General features: G+C 77.2%; 19 protein-coding genes. 3 read left to right on the top strand and 16 right to left on the bottom strand.

Features of this window, described 5'->3' with window-relative positions; genetic code table 11:
* Nucleotides 1–5 precede the first annotated feature (5 nt).
* The 8 genes from J0910_RS12145 to J0910_RS12110 all read right to left on the bottom strand — a co-directional run bounded on the left by J0910_RS12145 (nucleotide 6) and on the right by J0910_RS12110 (nucleotide 6,729).
* A complete protein-coding gene (locus tag J0910_RS12145; protein ID WP_420158608.1) occupies nucleotides 6–797 on the bottom strand; it encodes a methyltransferase domain-containing protein in 792 nt (263 codons plus the stop codon).
* Nucleotides 798–1,002: 205 nt separating this feature from the next.
* Entirely contained in the window at nucleotides 1,003–1,416 is a 414-nt protein-coding gene (gene nusB / locus J0910_RS12140; protein WP_420158607.1) for a transcription antitermination factor NusB, read from the bottom strand.
* Between the two features lie 43 nt (nucleotides 1,417–1,459).
* Entirely contained in the window at nucleotides 1,460–2,023 is a 564-nt protein-coding gene (gene efp, locus J0910_RS12135) for an elongation factor P (protein WP_420158606.1), read from the bottom strand.
* 189 nt (nucleotides 2,024–2,212) lie between these two features.
* Nucleotides 2,213–3,298 (bottom strand): 3-dehydroquinate synthase, encoded by a 1,086-nt coding sequence (gene aroB, locus J0910_RS12130; protein ID WP_420158605.1) that lies wholly within the window; start codon nucleotides 3,296–3,298, stop codon nucleotides 2,213–2,215.
* Entirely contained in the window at nucleotides 3,295–3,819 is a 525-nt protein-coding gene (locus J0910_RS12125; protein ID WP_420158604.1) for a shikimate kinase, read from the bottom strand. Before J0910_RS12125 ends, aroB begins: the two co-directional genes overlap by 4 nt.
* A gap of 46 nt (nucleotides 3,820–3,865) precedes the next feature.
* Nucleotides 3,866–5,044 carry a chorismate synthase gene (gene aroC / locus J0910_RS12120; protein ID WP_420158603.1) on the bottom strand — a complete coding sequence of 393 codons (1,179 nt, stop codon included), beginning with the start codon at nucleotides 5,042–5,044 and terminating at the stop codon, nucleotides 3,866–3,868.
* A gap of 62 nt (nucleotides 5,045–5,106) precedes the next feature.
* Nucleotides 5,107–5,934, bottom strand: a complete 828-nt coding sequence (locus tag J0910_RS12115; protein ID WP_420158602.1) for a prepilin peptidase — start codon at nucleotides 5,932–5,934, stop codon at nucleotides 5,107–5,109.
* A 90-nt stretch (nucleotides 5,935–6,024) separates the two neighbouring features.
* Nucleotides 6,025–6,729, bottom strand: a complete 705-nt coding sequence (locus tag J0910_RS12110) for an SseB family protein (RefSeq protein WP_420158601.1) — start codon at nucleotides 6,727–6,729, stop codon at nucleotides 6,025–6,027.
* A 284-nt stretch (nucleotides 6,730–7,013) separates the two neighbouring features.
* Between J0910_RS12110 and J0910_RS12105 the strand changes: the two genes are divergently transcribed.
* The 3 genes from J0910_RS12105 to J0910_RS12095 all read left to right on the top strand — a co-directional run bounded on the left by J0910_RS12105 (nucleotide 7,014) and on the right by J0910_RS12095 (nucleotide 10,866).
* Complete coding sequence (locus J0910_RS12105; protein ID WP_420158600.1) at nucleotides 7,014–7,568, top strand: YceI family protein; 555 nt, start codon at nucleotides 7,014–7,016, stop codon at nucleotides 7,566–7,568.
* Between the two features lie 181 nt (nucleotides 7,569–7,749).
* Nucleotides 7,750–8,019, top strand: coding sequence for a DUF2470 domain-containing protein (locus J0910_RS12100; protein WP_420161967.1), 270 nt, complete (start codon nucleotides 7,750–7,752; stop codon nucleotides 8,017–8,019).
* Between the two features lie 195 nt (nucleotides 8,020–8,214).
* On the top strand, nucleotides 8,215–10,866 hold the full coding sequence (locus J0910_RS12095) for a protein kinase domain-containing protein (protein WP_420158599.1): 2,652 nt from the start codon (nucleotides 8,215–8,217) through the stop codon (nucleotides 10,864–10,866).
* Between the two features lie 1,155 nt (nucleotides 10,867–12,021).
* Here the strand turns inward: J0910_RS12095 and J0910_RS12090 are convergent.
* The 8 genes from J0910_RS12090 to J0910_RS12055 all read right to left on the bottom strand — a co-directional run bounded on the left by J0910_RS12090 (nucleotide 12,022) and on the right by J0910_RS12055 (nucleotide 19,956).
* Entirely contained in the window at nucleotides 12,022–12,660 is a 639-nt protein-coding gene (locus J0910_RS12090) for a nucleotidyltransferase family protein (protein ID WP_420158598.1), read from the bottom strand.
* 335 nt (nucleotides 12,661–12,995) lie between these two features.
* Complete coding sequence (locus tag J0910_RS12085; RefSeq protein ID WP_420158597.1) at nucleotides 12,996–14,138, bottom strand: XdhC family protein; 1,143 nt, start codon at nucleotides 14,136–14,138, stop codon at nucleotides 12,996–12,998.
* The gene (locus tag J0910_RS12080) at nucleotides 14,131–15,279 is read right to left on the bottom strand and encodes a vWA domain-containing protein (RefSeq protein ID WP_420158596.1); all 1,149 of its coding nucleotides are present in this window, start codon (nucleotides 15,277–15,279) and stop codon (nucleotides 14,131–14,133) included. The genes J0910_RS12085 and J0910_RS12080 overlap by 8 nt, the downstream gene beginning before the upstream one ends.
* Before the next feature lie 61 nt (nucleotides 15,280–15,340).
* On the bottom strand, nucleotides 15,341–16,381 hold the full coding sequence (locus J0910_RS12075; RefSeq protein WP_420158595.1) for an AAA family ATPase: 1,041 nt from the start codon (nucleotides 16,379–16,381) through the stop codon (nucleotides 15,341–15,343).
* Between the two features lie 945 nt (nucleotides 16,382–17,326).
* Nucleotides 17,327–17,449, bottom strand: a complete 123-nt coding sequence (locus tag J0910_RS12070; RefSeq protein WP_420158594.1) for a hypothetical protein — start codon at nucleotides 17,447–17,449, stop codon at nucleotides 17,327–17,329.
* Nucleotides 17,450–17,525: 76 nt separating this feature from the next.
* A complete protein-coding gene (locus tag J0910_RS12065; RefSeq protein WP_420158593.1) occupies nucleotides 17,526–18,020 on the bottom strand; it encodes a PH domain-containing protein in 495 nt (164 codons plus the stop codon).
* A gap of 41 nt (nucleotides 18,021–18,061) precedes the next feature.
* Nucleotides 18,062–18,562 carry a 6,7-dimethyl-8-ribityllumazine synthase gene (gene ribH, locus J0910_RS12060; RefSeq protein WP_420158592.1) on the bottom strand — a complete coding sequence of 167 codons (501 nt, stop codon included), beginning with the start codon at nucleotides 18,560–18,562 and terminating at the stop codon, nucleotides 18,062–18,064.
* A gap of 95 nt (nucleotides 18,563–18,657) precedes the next feature.
* Complete coding sequence (locus J0910_RS12055; RefSeq protein WP_420161966.1) at nucleotides 18,658–19,956, bottom strand: bifunctional 3,4-dihydroxy-2-butanone-4-phosphate synthase/GTP cyclohydrolase II; 1,299 nt, start codon at nucleotides 19,954–19,956, stop codon at nucleotides 18,658–18,660.
* Nucleotides 19,957–19,970 lie beyond the last annotated feature (14 nt).

Below are 19,970 nucleotides of genomic sequence, written 5' to 3'. Positions count from 1 at the left end.
TCGGGTCAGCCCTCCGGGCGGAAGGCGACCACGTGCAGCTGGGTGGCGATCCCGGCGAGCTCCGGCCGGCGGGCCGCCTCCCGCTCCAGCGCGGCCAGGGCCCCCTCCTCCTCATGGCCCGCATCGTAGCGGCCGGGGAGCAGGTCGGCGAAGACGCTGACGCCGCGCACCCGCGGGGCGACCAGGCCCGCCCGGGCGGTGAGGCCGGTGAGGCCCTCGGCGGTGAACCGGCGCGGCATCGGGTCGCCCTCGCCCCACCGGCCGTCCGGGTCGTCCAGTACCCGGTGGGCCTCGGCGACGCCGCCCGCCAGCACCCGGTGCAGGGCGGCGGCGAAGGCGTTGGCGGCCAGCACGCTCACCGCTCCGCCGGGGCGCAGCACGCCCACCACGTCGGTGAGGGCGGAGGCGGGGTCGTCCACGTACTCCAGCACGTTGTGCAGCAGGACCAGGTGCGCCTCGGCCTCGGGAAGCAGGGCGCGCAGGTCGAGGGTGTCGCCCTGGTAGGCGCGGACCCGCACGCCCGCCTCGGCGGCGCGGCGCTCCAGCGCGGCCAGCGAGTCGGGGCTGGGCTCCACGACGGTGACCTCGTGGCCGAGGGCGGCCAGCGGGACCGCGGCGCCGCCGGTGCCGCCGCCGGCGTCGACGATGCGCAGCGGGCCCTCGCCCGCGCCGGCCAGGGAGGCCAGGAGAGCGCGGAGCTCCTCCCAGACCGCGGCGCTGCGCGCCGTTCGGGGTCCGGGGTCCGCTGCGGTGCCGGCCGGGGCTCGCCCGGCGGTGCCGACGCCCTTGTCGCTCACGACGTTCCCTTCCTAGCGCCCGCCGGGGCCCGGCGCGGCGGGCCGCTCGGCCCGGGCCGGTGCGCGGCGCCCGCGCGAGCGCGTTTCCGCCGGTCCGGGGCGGTCTCCGGCGGCGCCAACATATCAGAGGCCGGTCCGCCGGCGGGGCGGTCCGGCGCCCCCGCCCGGTCCGGGGCCGCGCGCGGTGCGCGGGCCCCGGAGCAGGTCAGAGGGACAGCTCCGCCTTGTTCTCCATCAGCCGGGAGAGCAGCCCGTTGATGAAGGTCGGCGACTCCTCGGTGGAGAGCTCCTTGGCCACGGCGACGGCCTCGGCGATGGCCACGCCGTCCGGGATCTCCTCGTCCCACAGCAGCTCGTAGGCGCCCATCCGGAGGATGTTGCGGTCCACGACCGGCATCCGCTCCAGGGTCCAGCCGATCGCGTAGGTGTTGAGCAGATCGTCGATCCGCTCCTGGTGCTCGTCCACGGAGGCGGCCAGGTGCTCGGTGAACTCGTTGATCGGCGGCTCGGCCTGGGCGCGGCGCCGCTCGATCACGGAGCCCACCGAGGCGCCGCGCAGCTCCGCCTCGTAGAGCACCTCGATGGCGCGTCTGCGCGCCTTGCGTCGTGCCCCGCTCACCTGTGCGCCGCCCCTCGCTCGCCCCGCCGGAGATCGTCCGCCATCAGTTGACGCGGCCGAGGTAGTCGCCGTTGCGGGTGTCGACCTTGACCTTCTCGCCGGTGGTGATGAACAGCGGGACCTGGACGACCGCGCCGGTCTCCAGGGTGGCGGGCTTGGTGCCGCCGGTGGAGCGGTCGCCCTGGACGCCCGGGTCGGTCTGGGAGATCACCAGCTCGACCGCGGCGGGCAGCTCGACGTAGAGCGGGTTGCCGTCGTGCACCGCGACCGTGACCTTGGTGTTCTCCAGCAGGTAGTCGGCGTTGCCGCCGACGACGTCGCTCTGGACGTTGAGCTGGTCGTAGGTGGAGGTGTCCATGAACACGAAGGACTGGCCGTCGTGGTACAGGTACTCCATCTCGCGGCGGTCGACGTTGGCCACCTCGACCTTGACGCCGGCGTTGAAGGTCTTGTCGACGACCTTGCCGGAGGTGACGTTCTTCAGCTTGGTGCGGACGAACGCGCCGCCCTTACCGGGCTTGACGTGCTGGAACTCGAGGACGTTCCAGAGCGCGCCGCCGTCGAGCTTCAGGGTCATGCCGTTCTTCAGGTCGTTCGTCGTGGCCACGTCGGTCGTCTCTCCATGGGGTCGAGAAAGGGTCTGCGGGGACCGGAGCGCCGGCGGCGGGCCGCCGGTGCGGGCGGTCCGTTCCGCGGCGGGTGCCGGCGTGCGTGCGGCATCGGCACCGGTCCGCACACCGAAGTCTAGTGGCTCCGCCGGGTGCCGATGTTCATCCCCGGGTCGCGGAGCGCCCGGTCAGTCGGCGGCCACCGCCCGGTAGGCCGCGTCGAGGAGCTCCGCGGAGGGGCCGGAGAGGACCTCGGGGCGGGCGGTGCCGCCGAGGACGATGAAGCGCAGCACCGATCCCCGGGCCTTCTTGTCCACCCGCATCGCGTCGCGCAGGCCGGGCCAGGCCTCGGCCGCGTAGCCGGTGGGCAGCCCGACCGAGGCGAGGATCTCGCGGTGCCGCCGCACCAGGGCGGCGTCGATCCGGCCGTCCAGGCGGGCCAGCTCCGCGGCGAAGACCATCCCGATGGAGACGGCGTAGCCGTGCCGGAACCGGTAGTCCTCCGCGCGCTCGATGGCGTGGCCCAGGGTGTGCCCGTAGTTGAGGATCTCCCGGCGGCCGCTCTCCTTGAGGTCGGAGGAGACCACCTCGGCCTTGACCGCCACGGCCCGCTCGATCAGCTCGCGGGTGTGCGCGCCCTCGGGGCGGGCCGCGCCCTCCGGGTCGGCCTCGACCAGGTCCAGGATGGCCGGGTCGGCGATGAACCCGGCCTTGATCACCTCGGCGAGCCCGCCGATGTAGTCGGCGGCGGGCATCCCGGGCAGGGTCGCCAGGTCGCACAGGACCCCGGCCGGCGGGTGGAACGCGCCGACCAGGTTCTTGCCCTCGGCGGTGTTGATGCCGGTCTTGCCGCCGACCGCGGCGTCCACCATCGCCAGCAGCGTGGTGGGCACCAGCACCGCGCGCACCCCGCGCAGCCAGGTGGCGGCCACGAACCCGGCCAGGTCGGTGGCGGCGCCGCCGCCCACCCCGACCACCGCGTCGCTGCGGGTGAAGGAGGCCTGCCCGAGGCGCGCCCACAGCCCGGCGGCGACCGCGGCGTCCTTGGCCGCCTCGCCGTCGGGCACCGGCAGCGGCAGCACCCGCTTGCCGGCCGCCTCCAGCGCGCCGATCACCGGCCGGGCCAGCTCGCCCAGGGGCTCGGGGTGGATCACCGCGACCCGCTCGGCCCCCTCGCCCACCAGGGCGGGCAGCTCACCGAAGACGCCGCTGCCGATGACCACGTCGTAGCGGGGCTCCGCGCCGCCGCCCACGCCGATCCGAGTGGTGCTCACGCCCGTCCCCCGTCCCGTTCGGGGAGGAGGGCGACGATCGCGTCGACGACCTCCTCCGGGTGCAGGCCGCTGGTGGACACCGTGGCGGTGGCCAGCTCCTCGTAGATCGGGAGCCGCTCCTCCAGCAGGCTCTTGAGCCGGGCCCGCGGGTTGCCGGCCAGCAGCGGGCGGGCCTGGTTGAGGCCGACCCGCCGGGCCGCGTCGTCGAAGTCGACCTGGAGGTAGACCACGTGGCGGCGGGCGAGGTCGGCGCGGGTCTCCCGGTTCACGACCGCGCCGCCGCCGACCGCGACCACGCCCGGCCAGCCGGACAGGGCCTCGGCGACCACGGCGCGCTCCAGGGCGCGGAACGCCTCCTCGCCGTCCTCGACGAAGATGTCGGAGACCGGCTTTCCGGCCCGGGCCTCGATCTCGTCGTCGGTGTCCAGCAGCGCGGCGCCCAGCCGCTCGGCCAGCGCCCGCCCCACGGTGGACTTGCCCGCGCCGGGCGAGCCGATCAGGACCGTGATCGGTGTGCTCATCGGGTTCTCCTCCGGCGGCCGCGCGGGGGCGCGGCCGCCGCGCGTCTCAGGTGATGGCCAGCGAGTCCAGGTAGGAGCGGAGGTTGCGGGCGGTCTCGGCCGCCGAGTCGCCGCCGAACTTCTCCACCGCGGCCTCGGCGAGCACCAGGGCGACCATCGCCTCGGCCACCACGCCCGCGGCGGGCACCGCGGTGACGTCGCTGCGCTGGTGGTGCGCCTGCGCGGGCTCGCCGGTGGCCACGTCGACGGTGTCCAGCGCGCGCGGCACGGTGGCGATGGGCTTCATCGCGGCGCGCACCCGCAGCGGCTCGCCGGTGGTCATCCCGCCCTCGACCCCGCCGGCGCGGTTGGTGCGCCGCCGCACCCCGTCCGGGCCGGGCTCGATCTCGTCGTGCGCCTCCGAGCCGCGGCGGGCCGCGGTGCGGAAGCCGTCGCCGACCTCGACGCCCTTGATCGCCTGGATGCCCATCAGCGCGCCGGCCAGGCGCGCGTCCAGGCGCCGGTCCCAGTGCACGTGGCTGCCGAGGCCGGGCGGCAGGCCGTAGGCGAGGACCTCGACGACGCCGCCCAGGGTGTCGCCGGACTTCTTGGTGTCGTCGACCTCGGCGACCATCCGCGCACTGGCCTCGGGGTCGAGCACGCGCAGCGGGTCGGCGTCGATCCGCTCCAGGTCGTCCGGGCCGGGGAGGGTGCCCTCCGGGACGGAGACGGTGCCCATGGAGACCACGTGGCTGAGGATGCGCACGCCCAGCGCCTGCTCGCAGAAGCGGCGGGCGACCTCGCCCACGGCGACCCGGGCGGCGGTCTCCCGGGCGCTGGCGCGCTCCAGGACGGGCCGGGCCTCGGAGTGGCCGTACTTCTGCATGCCGACCAGGTCGGCGTGGCCGGGCCGGGGCCGGGTGAGCGGGGCGTTCCGCGCCGCCTGGGCCAGCTCCTCCTCGGGCACCGGGTCGGGCGACATCACCCGCTCCCACTTGGGCCACTCGGAGTTGGCCACCTCGATGGCGATCGGACCGCCCTGGGTCCGGCCGTGCCGGACGCCGCCGATGACGGTGACGGCGTCCTGTTCGAATTTCATCCGGGCGCCCCGGCCGTACCCGGCGCGTCGGCGGCGCAGCGCGGCGGCGATGTCGTCCGTGGTGACGGACACGCCGGCCGGAAGGCCCTCCAGGATCGCGACCAGGGCCGGGCCGTGGGACTCCCCTGCGGTCAGCCAGCGCAACATGACCATGATCCTCCCATGCCCCCGGGGTGCGGGAGACACCGGACCCGGTGCCGGGGCCCGGTTCAGGCCTCCATGAGCAGCGGAAGCGGGTCGCCGAGGACCAGGACGGCCAGGGCCGCGCCGATCATGAACGGGCCCAGCGGGATCTCGGTCTTCCGGTTCGCGCGGCGGAGCAGGATCAGCACCAGGCCCAGCAGCGCGGAGGCGATGAAGGCGAGCACGGTGGCCGAGACCGCGCTCCCGATGCCCTGCCAGCCCAGGTAGAGGCCGAGCAGGCCGGAGAGCTTCACGTCGCCCCAGCCCATGCCGGCCGGGTGGATGAACCAGAGCACGAAGTAGAAGGCGTACAGCGCGGCGCCGCCGATCAGCGCGCCGGCCATCCCGCCCCAGTCCGGCCCGGTGGTCAGCGCGGCGGCGGCGATCAGCGCCGCGGCGGGGAGGTAGGAGCGCAGCACCAGCGGGTTGGGCAGCCGCTTCACCCGGGCGTCGATGACCGCCAGCGGGACCCCGACCGCGGCGAGCAGGAGCAGCGCCGCCAGCGCGACCGGGGAACCCCCGCCCAGGCCGCCGCCGAAGGCGTGGCCGAGAGCGGCGAACGCCGCCGCGGTCAGCACGGCGGTGGCGGCGGAGGCGGGCACGGTCCGGCCGCAGGACGGGCAGGCGCCGCGGAGCGCGAACCCGCGCACCGCGGGCAGCGGCAGCCCGCGCAGGAACGGGATCTCCGCGGCGCAGTGCGGGCAGCGGGGCGGCGGCGGGCCGGAGTCGTCGCCCGGGTCCGGGTCGTGCGGGCCGAACAGCGCCACGGTGCGGCCGAGCGCCGCCCCCGCGGCGGCGCCGAGGGGGGCCAGCGCCAGCGCGAGGACGAGGTCGAAGTAGGGGAAGGGGGGCATGCCCGGCAACCTATCGGACCGGTCCGCGCCCGTCCGCCCCGCGCTCCGGGCCTGTGCGCGGCACCGGCGCCCGCCGGTCCGGCGCGGGGGTCAGTCCGCGCGGCGGGCGCGGACCACGGCGCTGAGCTCCACGCCGCCGGGGAGGATCGGGGCGAGCTCGGCGGCGAGCCGGTCGGCGACCCGGCGCATGGATGAGTCGTCGCGCTTGTCCAGCTCCAGGCGGACGCCGATGTCGGCGCGCTCGGACTCGTGGATGCGGACCCGCTCGATGCCGAACTCGGTGTGGGTCACCCGGTAGATCTTGGCCAGGACCTGCGGGTCGTCCTTGGGCTCGGGGACCCGGCCCTCCTCGGCCAGCACGGTGAGGAAGCGCCCCTGGATCGCGAAGTTGACCGGGCCGGCGACGTCGACGACCACGGCGTCGGCGCCCTCGTCCAGGGCGGCCTGGCAGGCCTCGGCGGCGGGGACCGGCACCGGCCGGGCGTCGGCGCGCCACCGCTTCACCGCGTCCACCGAGGTGAAGGCGAGTACGCCGCGGCGGCCGTCCTTGCCGACCATGACCGGGGTGGCGACCTCGCTCTTCTTGTCGCGCTTGAGGCCGCCGGCGCCCTCCTCCACCTCGGTCGGGACGGCGACCACGGGGATGAGCAGGCGGGACGGGGCGAGGGCGGTGAGGACCTGGCGGTCCCCGACCTCGCCTCGGGCGTACTTCTCCAGTCGGGCGGCGAGTTCGGGGTCGGCCGAGCCGTCGTCGTCGAGGAAGCGCTGAGCACCGGTGATGGTCGGTCTGGTCACGTCTGGCGACTCTACCCACCGGGACGGTCGGGCAGGGACCGGAACGGGCTTTGCCCCCTTCGGGCGAGTCGGATGTCACCCCGGCGGCAGGTCCCGCGGCCGGCGCGTGGCGCTCCCGTTGCCCGGCCCTTGCCCGCCGTTGGGGACCGCTCCAGCAGAATCGGTACCGACCGGCCGATCCCCCCGCCCGCCTCCCGGAGCCGTCCCCGGACGCCGCGCCGCGCGGGCGCCCCCCGGAGCGGGACCGGCCGCGCGGAGGACCGTCCGGAACAGGGGGTCGGCAGATGACCGAGACGTCCGGGCCCTGGCTCGCCCCGGGAACCTGGCGGATCGACCCGGCGCACTCGCAGGTCGGCTTCAGCGTGCGGCACATGATGATCAGCAGGGTGCGCGGGCGCTTCGACGTGTTCGACGCCGTGCTGACCGTCCCGGAGGACCCGATGGCCTCGCAGGTGCGGGCCACCATCGACGCCTCCTCGATCAACACCCACAGCCGGCAGCGCGACGACCACATGCGCTCGGCGGACTTCTTCGAGGTGGCCCGGTACCCGGAGTGGACCTTCACCTCCACCGGGGTGCGGGCCGACGGCGACGCCTTCCTCCTCACCGGGGACCTGACCATCAAGGGCAGGACCCGGCCGGTGGAGCTGGCGCTGGAGTTCAGCGGCGCCCGCCGGGGCGCCGACGGGCCGCTGCGGGCCGGGTTCCGCGCCGAGGGGCGGATCGACCGGAAGGACTTCGGGGTCGACATCGAGATGCCGATGGACGGCGGCGGCGTGGTGGTGGGCGACCGGGTCGGCATCGAGATCGACGCGGAGTTCACCCTCGCCCCGGCCTGAGCCGCCCCGGAGGGCCGCGGCGCGCTCCCCGGCCCGCTTTCACGACGCTCCGTCGTATACCCTCGGAGCGGCCGCCCCGCGGCCCTCCGCGCGCCCGCCGACCCCGACCGGAACGGAGCACTCCGTGCCCAGCGCCCCGAACCCCTTCGGCCCCGACGTCGTGCGCGCGGTGACCGCGCACATGAACGGCGACCACCCGGAGGACACCCTGGTGATCTGCCGCGCCCTGGGCGGCGTCCCGGACGCCGACTCCGCGCGGATGACCGGCCTGGACGGCGAGGGCGGCGACTACGCCGCCACGGTCGGCGGCACCGAGGTCGCGGTCCGGATCCCCTGGGGCCGCCCGCTGGCCGAGCGCGCCGAGATCCGCCGCGAGGTGGTCCGGCTCTACCGCGAGGCCTGCGTCGAACTCGGCATCGACCCGGACGCCGGGCGCGGCGGGCACGGCTGACCCCGCCGGGACCGCGCCTCCCGGCGCCACCGGTTCCGGACATCACTTAGGGGAAGAATGGGGGTTCCGCCCCACCGCCCGCCGCGCCCGGGCGGACTAGTCTGGAGGGGGCACAAGCCCGTTCCCGTCCGCATTCCCCCGTCCGCGCCGGCCGGCCCGGGCGAAGAACCGCGAACGAAGGACAGCGCTCGCACGATGGCCGATCCGAACCAGTCCGACCCGGTCCGCCCCTCCGACCCGGCGGCGCCGACCACCCGGCTCGACCCGGGGCAGGGCAAGGCGCCGGGGCGGACGCACCGGATCACCCGGATGCTGCGCCCCCGGGAGGAGGGCGACGCGGAGCCCACCGGCGTGCTCCCGTCCCCGCAGCGCACCGCCCGGATCGACCGCACCCGCACCGCGCCGCGCCCGCTGGACGCCACCGCCGTGCACCGCGACCGCACCGGCCCGGCGCCGTGGTGGCGGCGGGCCTACGGCGCCGTCACCGGGATCCCGGCCCGCCTGGTCACCCGGGCCGTGGTGGGTCCCGCGGGCGAACTGGACTACGCCGTCCCGGCCGAGGTCCGCGAGCGCTACACCGTGCTCGGGCACATCGGCTCCGGCGGCGAGGCCGTCGTCTACCTGGCCGAGCCGAAGGACGGCGGGGGCGGCTCCGGCGGGGGCGGCGGGACCCGGCTCGCGCTGAAGGTCTACCGCCCCGGCCACGACATCAACCGGGAGCTGCTGGAGCGGCTGCGCGCCCGGGGCGAGGCCGACCCGCACACCCCGGCGATCCACGGCTACGGGCACGCCCGCAGCGCCTGGGGCGAGGAGGTCGCCTGGGAGGCGCAGGAGTACTTCCCCGACGGCTCGCTGCGGTCGGTGCTCGACCGGGCCCCGCTGCCCGAGGAGGAGGCCCGCGCCGTCCTCGCCGGCGTCGCCGAGTGCCTGCACCACTGGCAGACCGAGCTGCAGCACAACCACACCGACGTCAAGCCGGAGAACCTGCTGGTCCGCTCGGCGGACCCGCCGGCCTACGCGCTCACCGACTTCGGCGGCGCGGTGCGGGCCACGATGAGCCGGATCTACGGGCGGCTCGCCATCACCGAGGAGTACGCCGCCCCCGAGGTGGTCGAGGGCCGCAGGGAGGCCCCGGCCGCCTGGTGGTCGCTGGGCGTGATCGTGCACGAGATGGCCGCCGGGAGGCGCCCGCCGCGCGGCGAGAACTGGCTGACCGCGCGGAGCGCGGAGATCGACGTCTCCGCCGTCGCCGACGAGCGGTGGCGGCTGCTCGCCCGCGGCCTGCTCGCCCCGGTGCCCGACGAGCGCTGGGGCCACGCCCAGGTGCGGCAGTGGCTGGACGGCGAGGCGCCGGTGGTCGCGCGGGCCCGCCGCAACGCCCCGATCGTGTTCGCCGACGCGGTCCACCACGACCCGCCCAGCCTCGCCTTCGACCTGCTGGACCGGTCCGACAAGGGCGAGGTGTGGCTGCGCACGCACTGGTCGTCGCTGCGCACCTGGCTGGACCGCGAGGTCAACGACTACACCTTCGACCGCTCCCTGCTGAGCGCGCTGCAGGACCGCCCGGAGCTGGCGCACACCGCGATCAGCGCGCTCGCCGCGCACTTCATCCCGGGGATGACGCCCCGGTTCCGCGGGCACGACGTCAGCGCCGAGGGGGTGCTGGCGCTGGCCACCGGCGAGCGGTCCCGGCACTCGGTGCTGCGCGAGGCGGTGCGGAGCGGGGCCCTGGAGTACGCCGCCCGGCACTGGTGCGACCACCCCGGCTGCCACGACGACGGCGCCCGCCGCTGCGCCCTGCTGGAGCGGGTGCAGCACGAGGTCCCGCTGATCATGGAGCAGGCCGAGGCCACGGTGCGGCGGCTCACCGAGGAGGGCGCCGGGGACTTCTCCGGCGTCGGCGGGCACGTGTGGGACGGCGCTTGGGCGCACGCCGCCGAGCTGGTGCTGGACCCCGAGGCGGCGCCCCGGGAGCGCCGCGGGCTGCGCGCCCAGGCGTGGAACCCGGCGCAGCGCGGCCCGGCCCGGCACGCCGAGTGGTGGCGGGCCCAGCGGAGCACGGCGCTGGGCGCCCCGGGGGAGATCGCGACCAACGCCGCACTGGTCACGGTGGCGCTGCTGATGCCGGTGGCCACCGCCGTCGGCGCGGAGACCCGCCGCCGGGAGATCGCCGAGGGCAGGGACCGGCGCCGCGCCCGCTGGGAGGGCGCCCGGGCCAAGGCCGGGACGGCGCTCACCCAGGTCCGCGAGCATCTGCCGCACAGCGGCGCGGACCCCCGGGACGGCGCCGGCGACCGGCAGCGGCCGCCGAACGCCCCCTACGACCCGATGGCCGCCCGGCGGCCGCAGGGCGTCCCGCCGCGCACCGGCGAGCAGCGCAAGGTGGACCGGGGCATGCGGCAGATCGAGCGCGCGATGAGCGCGGGCCGGTGCCGCCGCTTCGCCTACCCCGCCGCGGTGCTCGGCCTGGTCGACGGGGCGGGCCGGTCGATGCTCCCGCCGGAGGGCTTCTTCCCGGAGAGCCCCGCGGTGCTCGGCGCCTACCAGGGCCTGCTCGACTTCCGGGAGAGCCCGCCGGTCTCCGCGATCGCCGACGCGGCGAGCGGCCTGACCGGCCTGCTGCCCGCCGGCGCCGGGTCGCAGTGGTGGCTGCCGGTACTGCTCGGGGCGGCGCTGATCCTGCTCGGCCGCACCGCCGCCTCCCGCAAGCGCAAGGCCCGCACCCAGCTCGCCGCCTACCGCCTCTCCGTCGCCGGCTCCGTGGCGATGGCCGTCGTGCTCCTCGCCAACGGCCTGCTCACCCTGGGCGCGGGCGTCCTCATCCCGCTGGATGGCCTACTCGGCTGAGAGGCCGTTGGGGATACGGTCGGCTCCACACGGCAACGGCCCACGGAGCCGGGGCGAAGGCGGTCGCCCGGGCGCGGCACCCCACGGGGTGAGGGTTCAGGCAGGCGGCGACGGCGGGCAGGGGGCACCGGCCAGCCGGTCGAGCGCGGCACCCCACGGGGCGAGGGTTCAAGCGGGCAGCGACGGCAGGCAGGGGGCACCGGCCAGCCGGTCGAGCGCGGCACCCCACGGGGCGAGGGTTCAAGCGGGCAGCGACGGCAGGCAGGGGGCACCGGCCAGCCGGTCGGGGCGGGCCGGGGCGGCCAGATCGCCACCCCGGCGTTGCCCCGGGTGCCGGGGTCGGCCGCCCGGAGACCAGCGCAACCCTCCTGACTTGGGCAAACACGGAGAGTGAAGGCGCTGGGGGGCGCCCTGCGCACCGCGAGAGCACCCCGGTGATTCCGGAGCGCGCATCCCGGGCCCGGAACGGGCCGTTCCGGGCCCGAATGGCCCCGAACGGGGGGTGATCGGGGGTTCTGGCCGCCCGGAAGGCGGGGAGGCGCGGCGAGGGGGCGAGATGCCGCATTCGTCCCCCCACAAGGCCCCGCCTTCACCACTCTGAGTGACCGGCGAGGGGGCGGGGCGGGGGATCGGGCTTACTACTCGCTGGTAGATGTAGTTCGGGCCGCCGCCGGGTGCGCAGGCCGCCCCGCCCGGGCCCGCCCCGCACCGACTACCCGGCATATCGGGCATACCCCCCCGCTCGGCGGGGGCGGGCCCGGCCTTCTCCCGCCAGGAGCGCGCGCCGGGCCGGTGAACGCGGCGCCCGTTTGAACCGCGGCCCCGTGGGGCGCCGTGCCCGACCGACCGGCCGGTCCCCCTCCCCGCCGTCGCCGCCTGCTTGAACCCCGGCCCCGTGGGGCGCCGTACCCGGGCGACCACCTTCACCCAGCCCTTCCTGTGCCGTCGCCGCCCGCTTGAACCCCGGCCCCGTGGGGCGCCGTGCCCGACCGACCGGCCGGTCCCCCTCCCCGCCGTAGCCGCCGGTTTGGACCCCGGCCCCGTGGGGTGCCGCGCTCGGCCGGGGTGCTCACCCCGCCCCTTCCTTCGCCGTCGCCGCCGGCCTGAACCCCGACCCCGCGAGACGCCGCCCCCGGGCGACCGCCTCCGCCCCGGTCAGAGGGAATCGGAGGGCGCGTCCTCCGGACGGGCGGCGGGCGCGGCGGAGAGCAGGGCCTCCAGGCGGTACAGGTCGTCAGGGGTGTCGATGTCCTCGGGGGACGCGACGTCGTCGCAGGCCACCTGGGTGACCAGGTCGGGGTGGGCGCGGAGGAAGGGGCGGGCGCCGACGTCGCCCTCGGCCATGGCGTGCACGGCGGGCCAGTGCTCCCGGCGGATCAGCACCGGGTTGCGGGGCCGCCCGGCGTAGGAGGCGGCGGCGATCTCGGCCCCGTCCTCGGCGGCGGCGATCAGCCGGCGGACCGCCGCGGCGGTGACCAGCGGCTGGTCGGCGAGGGCCACCACCACCGCGTCGGCGCCGCCGGGCGGCAGGGCGTCCAGTCCGGCCCGCAGCGAGGAGCCCATGCCGCTCGCCCAGTCCGGGTTGTGCACCGCCGAGGCGCCCGGGACGGCGGTCTCGGCGGCGCCGGTGACCACCAGCACCGGCGCGCAGCCGGCCTCGCGCAGCGTCCGCGCCCCCCGGTCGGCGAGGCGCTCCCCGGCCAGTTCGACCAGGGCCTTGGGGCGGCCGAGCCGGCTTCCCGACCCCGCCGCCAGCAGCAGCCCGGCGACCCGCGGGCGTCGGTCCTCGGACATGCCGTCCCCTTCCTCACCGCCGGCCCGTCCGCTACTCACTCCGTCGGCCGCCCAGATCGGCCGTCCGCCCGTCGGCCGTCCGCCGGCCTGGCCGGTCGTCCCGCCCGGCCGCCGTCCCATCCGTCCGTCGGCCGCCGTCCCGTCCGTCACCCGCCCTACCCGGTCGGCCGCGGTTCCGCCCGGTCGGCCATCGGCCGCCCCTCCCCACCGACCGGCCTTCCTCCCGTCCTGCCCGGCCGTTCGCCGGCCGCCTCGTCCGTCCGCCGACCGGCCGTCGGCCGTTCGCGGTTCCGGTGGGACCCGGTTCCGGGGCGGCCGGGCCGGGGGCTCCGGGGTCAGCCGTCCCTGCGGGCCGCCGCGAGCGGGCGGGCCAGCGGCTCGGTGTGGATGCGGCCGGTGGTGTCGGTGAGCGGCCGCCCGCTGCCGCCCCACCGGGTCTGGATCAGCTCGGCCGCGATGGAGACCGCGGTCTCCTCCGGGGTGCGGGCGCCCAGGTCCAGGCCGATCGGCGAGTGCAGCCGGGCCAGCCGCTCCGGGGGGACGCCCGCTTCGCGCAGCCGGGCCGCCCTGTCGTCGTGGGTGCGCCTGCTGCCCATCGCGCCGATGTAGCCGGCGCGGGTGCGCAGCGCGATCTCCAGGACCGGGACGTCGAACTTGGGGTCGTGGGTGAGCACGCAGATCGCGGTCCGCTCGTCGATCTCCTCCTCGACCTCGGCGAGGTAGGCGTGCGGCCACTTGACCACGACCTCCTCGGCGCGCGGGAACCGCCTGGAGGTGGCGAAGACCGGGCGGGCGTCGCAGACGGTCACCCGGTAGCCCAGGTAGGCGCCGATGTCGGCGACGGCCGCGGCGAAGTCGATCGCGCCGAACACCAGCATCCGCGGCGCGGGCGCGAAAGACTGGACGAAGACCTCCAGCTCGTCGCCGCGCCGCTGGCCGTCCGCGCCGTAGTGCAGGGTCCCGGTGCCGCCCTGGGCGAGCATCCCCCGGGCGTCGTCGTCGATCGCCGCGTCCAGCCGGGGCGCGCCCAGCGACCCCTCGGCGCCGTCCGGCCACACCACGCGGCGGGCGCCGAGCGGGCCGGGGCCGCCGACCACGGTCGCCACCGCGACCGGGCGGTGGCCGTCGACGGCCGCGATGACGTCGCCGAGCCGCGGGTAGCGGTGGGGGTCCACCGGCTCCACCAGGACGTGCAGGGTTCCTCCGCAGGTCAGGCCGACGGCGAAGGCGTCGTCGTCGCTGACGCCGTAGGTCTCCCGCACCGGCAGCCCGGTCTCGATGACCTGCTGGGCCAGTTCGTAGACGGCCCCCTCGACGCAGCCGCCGGAGACGCTGCCCACCACTTCGCCGGAGGGGGCGACGGCCATCGCCGCACCGGGCTCGCGGGGCGAGCTGCTGTAGGTGTCGATCACGGTGGCCAGGGCGAACGTCTCGCCTTCGGCGTACATCTCGGCGACGGCCGAGCGGATGTCACGCACGTGGTCCTCCTCCTTCGGGGCGGCCCCCGGCGATGGCGGCGGCCAGGTGTTCGAGCGCGTCCAGGCTGTGCCCGGACACGAAGTCGTCGACGTGCGGCAGCGCCGCCGCCATGCCCGCCGCGAGCGGCCGGTAGCCCGGCTGGGCCTTGTGCGGGTTGGCCCACACCACCCGGTGCGCGAGCCGGGAGAGCCGCGCGGTGGCGGCGCCGAGCAGGGCGGCGTCGCCGCGCTCCCACCCGTCGGAGGCGATGACCGCCACCGCCCCGCGGGCCATGCCCCGCCCGCCGTGCACGTCCAGGAAGCGCTTGAGCTCGGTGCCGAGCCGGGTGCCGCCGCGCCAGTCCGGGACGGCGGCGCCGGCCGCGCGCAGCGCCCGCCCGGGGTCGGCGGTGCGCAGCTCCCGGGTGATCCGGGTCAGCCGGGTGCCGATGCTGAACACCTCGGTACCGGCCGGGTGGCCGCGCACCAGGGCGTGCGCGAAGCGCAGCAGCGGTTCGGCGTAGGGCGACATGGAGCCGCTGACGTCGACCAGCAGCACGACCCGGCGCGGCCGCTCGGCGCGGTCCCGGTACCGGAGCCGGATCGGCTCCCCGTCGGTGCGCGCGGCGGCGGCGAGGGTGCGCCGGGGGTCCAGGCCGCCCCGGGCGGCGGGGGCCCGCCGCCGCGTCCGGCGGCGCGGGCGGCCGGTGCGGATCAGCGAGACGAGCCGGGCGACCTCGGCGCGCTCCGCGGCGGAGAGCCGGCCGATGTCGGCATGGCGCAGCACCTCGGTGCGGTCGGCGGCGACCGGGTGCGGCACGGCGCCCCTCCCGGCGGCGTCCTCCCCGCCGTCCGCGGCCCAGGGCGGGGTGCGCGGCGGCCCGGGCGGGGGCCGGCGCCGGCCGTCCGCCGGGCGGGCGCCGCCGAAGTAGGCGGCGAAGCAGGCGTCGTAGGGGCCGAGGTCGTCCGGCCCGGAGCAGAGGGTGAGCCGCCCGGCCCAGTACACGTCGCCGGCCCGGACGGGGTCGACGGCGGTCAGCGCCTCGGCGAAGGCCGCGGTCCGCGCGGTGTCGGCGGGCACGCCGGCGGCGCGCAGCGCGCGGGCGAAGCCGGCGATCGCGGCGGCCGCGCCGTCCGCGCCGAGCACCGCCGCGCCGTTCACCGCCGCCTCCGCGGGGCCGGGCCGGCCGGGGGCGCGGGGCGCGGGCGGCGCGCCGCCCCGGTCATCGCGGCGCCTCCGCCGCGCCGTGCTCCGGCCGCCCGTCGAGCAGGGCGTCCAGCCGGAGGCGGACGGCCTCGTGGTCGTCGCGGTGCTTGAGGACGGCGCCGAGGGTGCGCGCGGCCGCGTCGGGGGTGAGGGCGGGGGCGCCCAGCGCGGCCAGCGCGGCGGTCCAGTCGATGGTCTCCGCGACACCGGGCGGTTTGAGCAGGTCGAATCCGGTCCGCTCAGGGTCGCGCAGCCGCTGGGCGGCCGCGGCGACCGCGCGAACCAGGTGCTCGGGCGCCTCGGGGCGGCGCCTGCGGATGATCGCGACCTCCCGTTCGAAGGAGGGGTGCGGCATCCAGTGGTACAGGCAGCGCCGCTTGAGGGCGTCGTGCACCTCGCGGGTGCGGTTGGAGGTGAGCACGGTGAGCGGGGGCACCCGGGCGCGGACGGCGCCCAGCTCCGGGATGGTGATGGCGAAGTCGGAGAGGAACTCCAGCAGGAACGCCTCGAACTCGTCGTCGGCCCGGTCGATCTCGTCGATGAGCAGCACCGCCGGGCGCGCCGGGTCGGCGGCGGCCTCCAGGGCCCGCAGCAGCGGCCGGGCCAGCAGGTAGCGGCGGTCGTAGAGGCCGGACTCCAGCTCTTCGGCGGCGATCCGGCCGCCGGGCGCCCCGGCGCCGGGGGCGGCCGCCTGCGCCGCGCGCAGGTGCAGCAGCTGGCGGGGGTGGTCCCAGTCGTAGAGGGCCTGGGAGGCGTCGATGCCCTCGTAGCACTGGAGCCGGATCAGCGGGGAGCCGAGGACGGCGGCGAGCGCCTTGGCCAGCTCGGTCTTGCCCACCCCGGCGTCGCCCTCCAGGAAGAGCGGGCGCCCCATGCGCAGCGCGAGGAAGCAGGCGGTGGCGGCGCCGTCGTCGGCGAGGTAGTCCTGCCCGCCGAGGAGGGCGGCGAGCGCGGCGGGGTCCGCCGGCCCGGGGGCGCCGCCCGGCCCGCCGGAGGAGCCTGCGGATGCGGACGCGTCCGCGCCGCGCGGGCGGTCGGGGGCCTCGAATGCGCCCATGCCCTTCCCCTCTCTCCCGGTCGAGGACTCATGTCCCAGGCTATGTGCCCTGCGACACACGGGAGGGGCGGCGGCCCGCCGAATTTCCCCGGCCCTCCGCCGGCCCCGCCTTCTCGCGTGCGGCCCGATCGGTCGCGGCGATGGGGCCGTGCGAGCGGGACAGGGACGGCTCCCACCCCGGCCGCCCGCGACGGCCCGGGAGGCGGGACCCCCTGTCCCGCGCCTTCTCCCACACCGCTGATCAGGATCCGCGGACCATCGCCGTGCAGGGCGGGGACGGGCGGGAGGAGCCGCACCCCGCACCCCGGACCGCCAGGAGGGGCGCCCTGGGCTTGTTCTTCGCCCCCGGGGGCGGCCGGAGCACCGAGGCGGCCGACCGGTGGACCTGGCCTGTGACCGCCGCCCGCACCCGGCTCCGCCCGGCCCGCCCCGGCCGCCGAGAACCTGCCCCGCCCCCGGGAACGGCCCCGGCCACCGGGGCGGTCGAGCCCGGCCCGGGTGCGGCGGGGCCTTCGCAACGCCCGCGCGGAGGCGGCCCGTCCCGCCGGTGCGCCCCAACCCCCCGGCCCCGGGCCCCGGACGCCCCCCGAGGGGCGAAGAACCGGCGCCGGGCACCGCGCCATGACACGGGAAAGGCGGCCGAACGCACCATGAGCCCGAAGGAGCACCACACCCGCCCGGGTTGAAGAACAAGCTGAGCGCCTGGGCCGGATTCGACATCGCCCAGGGCTTCCACCGGCCGGCCGCCGTCCGGGCATCCGGCGGCTCCGGAGCGCGGTCCCCCGGCCCCGCCGGAGGCGTGCGGGGCCCGCGGCCGGAGCGGGACCCCGCGAGGCGGGGCAGGGCGGGGGGAAAAACGGGACCGGCCCCGCTCGGGGAGCGGGGCCGGCCGTTCGGTCGGTTCCGGGTCGGTCGGTGCGGAGTGCCGCGGCCGGTGCGGACGCCTCAGGTCAGCAGGAACGCGATCACCGCGAGGGCGACGACCGCGGTCCAGAACACGAGGCTCGCCCGGTCGGCGGTGCTGCGTCGGGGCCGGGACTTGCTTCCTCTGCGGGTCCGGACGTCCATACCCGTGTGACGCGCGGCGCACCCGTCCGGTTCGGCCCGCCCGCACCGGGTTCCCCGGCGCTCCCCCCGGCCCCCGTCAGGCGCCCGGTTCCTGCGCCTCGCCGCGCTGCTCCAGGAGCCCCTTGAAGGCCTCCAGGTCGGCGGTGGCCCGGGGGCCGTCGTTGCTCTGGATCCCCATGACCGCCAGGGTGGAGCCGTCGGAGAGGTCCATCGAGGGCCACGGCTCGCCCTCGCGCATCGCGATGTCGACGATCTCCGCCCACTCCAGGACGTGCGTGCGGATGCCGTTGACCACCGTCACACCGTCCTCCGCGGCGATCAGCCGGGGCCGGCCGAGCAGGTGCAGCACCGCGGCGAACACCACCCCCATCAGCACCAGGCCCACCCGGTCCTGCAGCCTCCAGTCCGGGGGCAGCATGGCGGCCAGCACCGTCATCGTGGCGATGAGGAGCACGGCCGACCCGTAGGCGACGATCCTGATGTTGCGGGGCCGGTACACCGCGGGGAGCCGCGGTCCCGCGCCGGCGGTGTCCTCGCCCACAACGGCCTCTCCACTGCTGCTGGTCGGCATCTTCTCGTGCTTCTCCGCTCTCGGCTGTCTGCTCTCGGGCGCTAGCGGGCCGCCGCCGCGCGCCGGTCGCCGGCGCGCAGGGCGCGCAGTGCCAGGGCGGAGTCGATCGCGGCCGCGGCCGCCTCCCACCCCTTGTCCTCGATACCGCCGGGCAGGCCGGCGCGCGCCAGCGCCTGCTCCTGCGTATCACAGGTGAGCACACCGCTCGCGACGGGGGTGGACTCGCGGAGCGCGGCCTCGGTCAGCCCGTGGGTGACCGCCTGGCAGACGTAGTCGAAGTGCGGGGTGCCGCCGCGCACCACCGCGCCCAGCGCCACCACGGCGTCGTGGCCGCGGGCCAGCTCCTGGGCGATGACCGGCAGCTCCACCGCGCCGGCCACGCGCACCACGGTGGGCGGCTCGGTGCCGGCCGCCTCGGCGGCGGCCAGCGCCCGCTCCAGCATGGGTTCGACCACATCGGCGTTCCACCGCGCGGCGACGATGCCCAGGGTCAGGCCCGGCGCGTCGGGCACCTGGGCGTCGGGGCGTCCGGTGACGCTCATGGCTTCCGTCCTCTTCCTCGGTTTTCCGGCTCGGTGTCCCGGGTGCTCCGGGTCCGGCGGCGCCGGGCGGTGCCTCCGCCCGGGGCCGCCGGAGGTCATTCGGCGGCGGAGACCCCGGGCAGGTCGTGGCCCATCCGGTCCCGCTTGGTGCGCAGGTAGCGCAGGTTGTCCGGGGTGACGGCGGCGGGCATCGGGGTCCGCTCCAGGACCGGGACGCCGTCGGCCTCCAGCGCCCGCTCCTTCTCCGGGTTGTTGCTGAGCAGCCGGACCGAGCGGACCCCCAGGTCGGCCAGGATCCCGGCGGCCGCGGCGAAGTCGCGGGCGTCGGCGGGCAGGCCCAGCTCCAGGTTGGCGTCGACGGTGTCGGCGCCGGTGTCCTGCAGCCGGTAGGCGCGCAGCTTGTCCATCAGCCCGATGCCGCGGCCCTCGTGCCCGCGCAGGTAGACCAGGACGCCGCGGCCGGCCGCGGCGATCTCGGCCATCGCCGCCTCCAGCTGCTCGCCGCAGTCGCAGCGCAGCGAGCCGAACGCGTCGCCGGTGAGGCACTCCGAATGCACCCGGACCGGCACCCCGGTTCCGTCGGCGACCTCGCCCATCACCAGGGCGACGTGCTCGGCGCCGTCGGCCCGGCCCAGGTAGCCCACCGCCCGCCAGACGCCGTGCCGGTTGGGCAGCCGGGTCTCCGCGGCGCGCTCCACCTCGCGGGCGCGGGAGGCGGCCGGGGCCTCGGCGGTGCGGACCGCCCCTTCGGTCTCCTCCAGGTGGGCGGCGAGCTGCTCGATGGAGACCAGGAGCAGCCCGTGCTCGTCGGCGAACTCGCGCAGCCGGGGCAGCCGGGCCATGGTGCCGTCGTCGTTGACCACCTCGGCGATCACCCCGGCGGGGCGCATGCCGGCCAGCCGCGCCAGGTCCACCGCGGCCTCGGTGTGGCCGCGGCGGACCAGCACGCCGCCGGGGCGGGCGCGCAGCGGCAGCACGTGGCCGGGGCGGACCAGGTCGGCGGCGGTGCTGCGGGCCGAGGCCAGCAGGGTGATGGTGCGGGCCCGGTCCGCCGCGGAGATCCCGGTGGTCACACCGGTGCGGGCGTCCACCGTGACGGTGTAGGCGGTGCCCATCTGCTCCTCGTTGGCGGCGGTCATCAGCGGCAGTTCGAGCCGGTCCAGGTCCTCCCCGGCCATCGCGGCGCAGACCACGCCGGAGGTGTAGCGGATCATGAAGGCGAGCAGCTCGGGGGTGGCGGCCTCGGCCGCGAAGATCAGGTCCCCCTCGTTCTCCCGGTTCTCGTCGTCGACCACGACGACCGGGCGGCCGGCGGCGATGTCGGCGATCGCGTCGGCGATGGCGTCCAGGCGGACGGGGGCGGGCGCGGGGGCGTCCGGTGCGGCGGTGGTCATCGTTCCTCCGGGTG

This window comes from Nocardiopsis oceanisediminis, from assembly GCF_048595525.1.
In the GTDB taxonomy this organism is placed as follows: Bacteria; Actinomycetota; Actinomycetes; order Streptosporangiales; family Streptosporangiaceae; genus Nocardiopsis_A; species Nocardiopsis_A oceanisediminis.
The sequence above is the reverse complement of the archived record's forward strand: the minus strand, read 5'-3'. Positions and strand labels throughout refer to the sequence as shown.